At 68.3% G+C, this 4,373-nt stretch carries 4 protein-coding genes; 3 read left to right on the top strand and 1 reads right to left on the bottom strand.

Annotation, left to right across the window (positions count from 1 at the left end; translation table 11 throughout):
* Positions 1-370 precede the first annotated feature (370 nt).
* Positions 371-1,411, bottom strand: coding sequence for a zinc-dependent alcohol dehydrogenase family protein (locus tag ABZ463_RS41525; RefSeq protein WP_352011737.1), 1,041 nt, complete (start codon positions 1,409-1,411; stop codon positions 371-373).
* A 340-nt stretch (positions 1,412-1,751) separates the two neighbouring features.
* On the opposite strand from ABZ463_RS41525, the gene ABZ463_RS41520 reads away from it, so the two are divergent.
* From ABZ463_RS41520 to ABZ463_RS41510, 3 genes are all read left to right on the top strand, one after another.
* Positions 1,752-2,243, top strand: a complete 492-nt coding sequence (locus ABZ463_RS41520; RefSeq protein WP_352011738.1) for a flavodoxin domain-containing protein — start codon at positions 1,752-1,754, stop codon at positions 2,241-2,243.
* Between the two features lie 188 nt (positions 2,244-2,431).
* Positions 2,432-3,325: a universal stress protein gene (locus ABZ463_RS41515; RefSeq protein ID WP_362785711.1), complete on the top strand. Its 894-nt coding sequence runs from the start codon at positions 2,432-2,434 to the stop codon at positions 3,323-3,325.
* Between the two features lie 53 nt (positions 3,326-3,378).
* Entirely contained in the window at positions 3,379-4,023 is a 645-nt protein-coding gene (locus ABZ463_RS41510) for a CBS domain-containing protein (protein ID WP_362785708.1), read from the top strand.
* The last annotated feature ends 350 nt before the right edge of the window (positions 4,024-4,373 follow it).

The following is a 4,373-nucleotide window of genomic DNA, read 5'->3' as shown; positions in this document are numbered from 1 at the left end:
CGGAAGTTAAGCTCTTCAGCGCCGATGGTACTGCACCGGGGACGGTGTGGGAGAGTAGGTCGCCGCCGGACAATTTTTGTGGGGGGTCATCCTTTGGGGTGGCCCCCCTTTTTTTTGTTTTTCAGGGGTGTGTGGGGGTGGCTGTGGGCCTCCCCCTTTTTTGTTTGTGTTTGGCTGTTGGGGGTGTGCCCTGGTTGTGGGTGGGGTGGTGTTCCAGGCGGGGGTGTCTGGGGCGCGGGGTGGCCGGCGGCTGCCCCTTTTGTGTTTGGCTCCTGGGTTCCAGGGGTGTTTTGATGGAGTCAGCCGGCACGATCGTGGCCGGCCAGGGCTTCTTCGACGAGGCCTTCCTCAACGTTCCTCGGGGAGACGGTCAGCTGCGGTTCAGGGCGACCTTGAGGGCGCCGCTGCGTGCCGGGTCGGCGAACACCTCGTATGCCTGCTCGATGTCGTCGAGGGCGAAACGGTGGGTGATCATGGGGCCGGTGTCGAGTCGCCCGCCGCTCAGCATGGTCAGCAGGTCCGGGGTGGAGAAGGTGTCGACCAGGCCGGTGGTGATGGTCACGTCGCGGATCCACAGTTCCTCCAGGTGGAGAGTGGCGGAGCGGCCGTGGACGCCGATGTTGGCCAGATGACCGCAGGGGCGGATCAGGGTGGCGCACAGTTCGAAGGTCTCCGGCAGCCCGACGGCCTCGATGACCACGTCGGCGCCGAGCCCGCCGGTCAGCGAGCGCACCACCTCCGACGGGTCGTCTTCGGGAGAGGCGGTGACATCGGCGCCGAATCGCCTGGCGGCCTGCAGGCGGGCCTCGGCGGTGTCGATCGCGATGACGTTGGCGGGAGAGTACAGACGGGCGGTGAGGATCGCTGCCAACCCGATCGGCCCCGCTCCGACGACGACCACCGTGTCTCCGGGTTTGACCCGGCCGGCCAGCACACCGACCTCGTAGGAGGTGGGCAGGATGTCGGCGAGCAAGACGGCGGCCTCGTCGCCGATCTCGGGGGTGAGTCTGTGGGTGGACAGGTCAGCAAGGGGCAGCCGGGCGTACTGGGCCTGCACGCCGTCGACGCGGTGGCCGAGGATCCATCCGCCGCCTCCCAGGCACTGGCCGTAACGTGCCCGCCGGCAGTAGTGGCAGCGGCCGCAGGCGGAGATGCACGAGGCCAGGACACGATCGCCGGGCCGTAGTTCTGTGACGGCGTCGCCCACGTCGACGACGGTGCCCACGGCTTCGTGGCCCAGGATCCGTCCCGGTTTCACCTCGGGGACGTCTCCGCCGAGGATGTGCAGGTCCGTGCCGCAGATCGTCGTGGTGTCGACCTGGATGATCGCGTCCCGTGGGTCGGTGATCGCCGGATCGGGGACCTCGGTCCAGGTTTTCTTGCCGGGGCCTTCGTACACCAGAGCCTTCATGATTTCTCCTGCTCGTTTCTCCGATGCCGGGGGACGGCCTGTTTCGGTCACCGTCCGGCAGGACTCCTTCTCAGCGTGCGTGGGAGGTGGACGGTCCGGTCAGTGGCCAACGGTCATGCGTCGCGGGACAAAGGTCCCGGTGCTGTGGAGTGGCGTTGACCCCGGCCGTTTCCCACAACGGTGGATCGGCGCCACGTCACCGGACGAGTCGGCTGCCTACGATGCGCGGAGGAACAGTGGAAGGCGGTGTGGCAAGGACCAAGGTCGGTGGGTTCCGGGCCGAAAGGCGGCTCCCACGTCGGGTCCGTTGTTGATGGACTGAACAGGGAGAGGAGCTGCGATGACGAAGGTTCTGGTGGCCTACGGGTCCACACGCGGTTCCACCCGGGAGATCGCCGGATGGATCGGGCAGGTTCTCGCTGAACAGGGGCTGGAGGTCGAGGTCCGGGCCGCCGCCGGGATGAAGGACGTCGGCGGCTACGACGCGGTGGTCCTGGGCGGTGCGGTCTACTACGGCCGCTGGCACCGTCATGCCCGTACCCTGGTCCGGCGTTGCGCGGGGCAGCTGGCGCAGCGGCCTGTCTGGTTGTTCAGCAGCGGCCCGCTGCAGAGGGTCGATGATCGGGACGTGTCTCCGCCCGCGGGGGCGGAGCGGGCCAGGCGCAGAGTCGGTGCCCGGGAGAACGTCGTCTTCGGCGGCTGCCTGCGTGCTGACGCCAAGGGCTTTCCGGCCGCCACCATGGCCAAGACCGCGGCCGGGGACTTCCGCGATGCCGAACGGGTACGCGCCTGGGCCCGCGACATCGCCTACGACCTGAAAGCGGCAGGCTGACAGAGCCGAGTGAGCCATCGCCTTTTCGGCTCCACTTCTGACGAACGGGGACGAGGGTTACGTGGTGGGTCGCGTGTTTCCCGCATGAACCGGTGCCGAACGGAGGCGGAAGGTCCCACGCCGGGAGGACCTTCCGCCCTGCTGGAGCGGCCGCTCTGCGCCGACGATGGAGACGGAGGTGACAGGCCATGAGCGAGACACGCGAGGTCGTGGTCGGTTATGACGGTTCGGACTTCTCCATGCAGGCCCTGGAGTGGGCGATGGACGAGGCCGAGCTCAGAAAGCTGCCGCTGACGGTGGCGCACGCCTGGCGGTGGCCGTACGGGGAGACCGGCGAGGAGGCCAGGTCCCATCTGCGCAAGGCCGCAGAACACGTGCTCTACCACGGCGCCGACTGCGCCCGTTCGTGTAGTTCGATCACCGAGGTCACCACCGACCTGTACGAGGGGGCCGCCGCCGAGCGGCTGACCGAGCTGTCGGCCGGCGCCGAGCTTGTAGTGGTCGGGTCACGTGGCATGGGGACGCTGGCCAGGACTGTGGTCGGGTCGGTGGCCGGTTACGTGGCGGCCCACGCGCGCTGCCCTGTGGTCGTCGTGCGCGGGCCGGGGCCGATCCCGGTGCCGTTGCACCGTGGGGCCGTGGTACTGGGGATCACCGATGACACCCCCGACGTGGCGATCGCCTTCGCCTTCGACGAGGCGGCGTTGCGGGGCCTGGATCTGCTGGCGGTACACGCGGGACACATCCGGGCGGTGGCGTGGGGAACGGCGATGCCGCCGGTGTCCGACGTGGAGATCACCACGCACATGGTCGAGGAGGACCTGCTGCGGCGGCTGCGGCCGTGGCGTGACAGCCATCCGGCGGTGCCGGTGCGGACCCGGTTCGTCACCGCCTCGGCGAAGGAGGCGCTGGTGGAGTTGTCCCGGGAGGCGAGCGTCGTGGTGGTCGGCGGAGCCCGCGCGACCGGCAGGCTCGGCTCGGTGACCAGGGCGGTCCTGCGGCACGGAGCGAGTCCCGTGGCGGTCGTCCCGGTAACGGAGAGCATGCCGCAGGCCGGATCCGCTCCTCCGGGCGAGAACTGAACGCAGAAACGACAGGAAAGGGGAAGGTCATGACGTTGCAGGTGAAGGACGTCATGGGGCTGGTGGCCATCGCGGTCCGCCCAGAGGCGACGTTCGCCGAGCTGGTGGCGACCATGCGCCGCTTCAAGGTGGGTGCCGTGGCGGTGATCGACGCCGAGGGCCGCCCGATCGGGATGGTGTCACAGGACGATCTACTGCTGAAGGAAATCGACATACCAGGGAGCGGGAGGCTGTTCGAGAGCCGTGCACGGCGCCGGGAGTACGACAGGGCCGCGGGGATGACCGCCGGCCAGATCATGTCTAGTCCGGCGCTGACCGTCACCCGCCAGACTCCGGTGCGGCAGGCGGCCCGGTTGATGCACACCCATCGGATCAGACAACTGCCGGTGATCGACGCCGCCAGTGGCAAGATCGCCGGTACTGTGCACCAAGCCGACCTGTTGAAGGTCTTCATCCGACCGGCCGCCGACGTCCTGGCGGATGTGACAGGGGCCGTGATCAGTCTGGGGGCGGATCCGAGGGCACTGACGATCACCGTTGAGTCCGGCGTGGTCCGGATCGAGGGACGACTGGCCAGGCGTTCGCAGATCGCCGCACTCGTCGAGGCCGGACGTCGGATCGAGGGAGTCGTCGATCTCGACGCCGACCTCACCTACGACCACGATGATCTGGTGAGGATCTCGCCAGTGCACCTGTGAGGACGCCCACGGCGGTCACAGGGGGGCTGTTCTGATGGGGGTCGGCTCCGCCCCGGTCGCCATGGAGGTACCGGGGACGACGCCTTCGGCATGGTCGTCTTGAGGGGCGATGCCGACGAACACCGGTGCTCTTCAAGAGGCGGTGCCTGAGAGCCGTCACGGTCCCTCTCGGGGACGAAGCGTCGGTATTCAGGAGCTGAAGCCTGTTCCGGTAGGGGAGAGCAAGGATCATGTCCACGGATGCGAGACTTTCCATATGGGGAGGATCGAGCCCGGTGGCCTGCTGCCGCACCTGAGACTGGACGAGCTGCTCACGGAGCTGCAGAGCCGCCTTGAGGCGGTGCTGGCCA

The sequence above is a fragment of the Streptosporangium sp. NPDC020145 genome (genome assembly GCF_040631275.1).
GTDB lineage: Bacteria > Actinomycetota > Actinomycetes > Streptosporangiales > Streptosporangiaceae > Streptosporangium.
The sequence above is the reverse complement of the archived record's forward strand: the minus strand, read 5'-3'. Positions and strand labels throughout refer to the sequence as shown.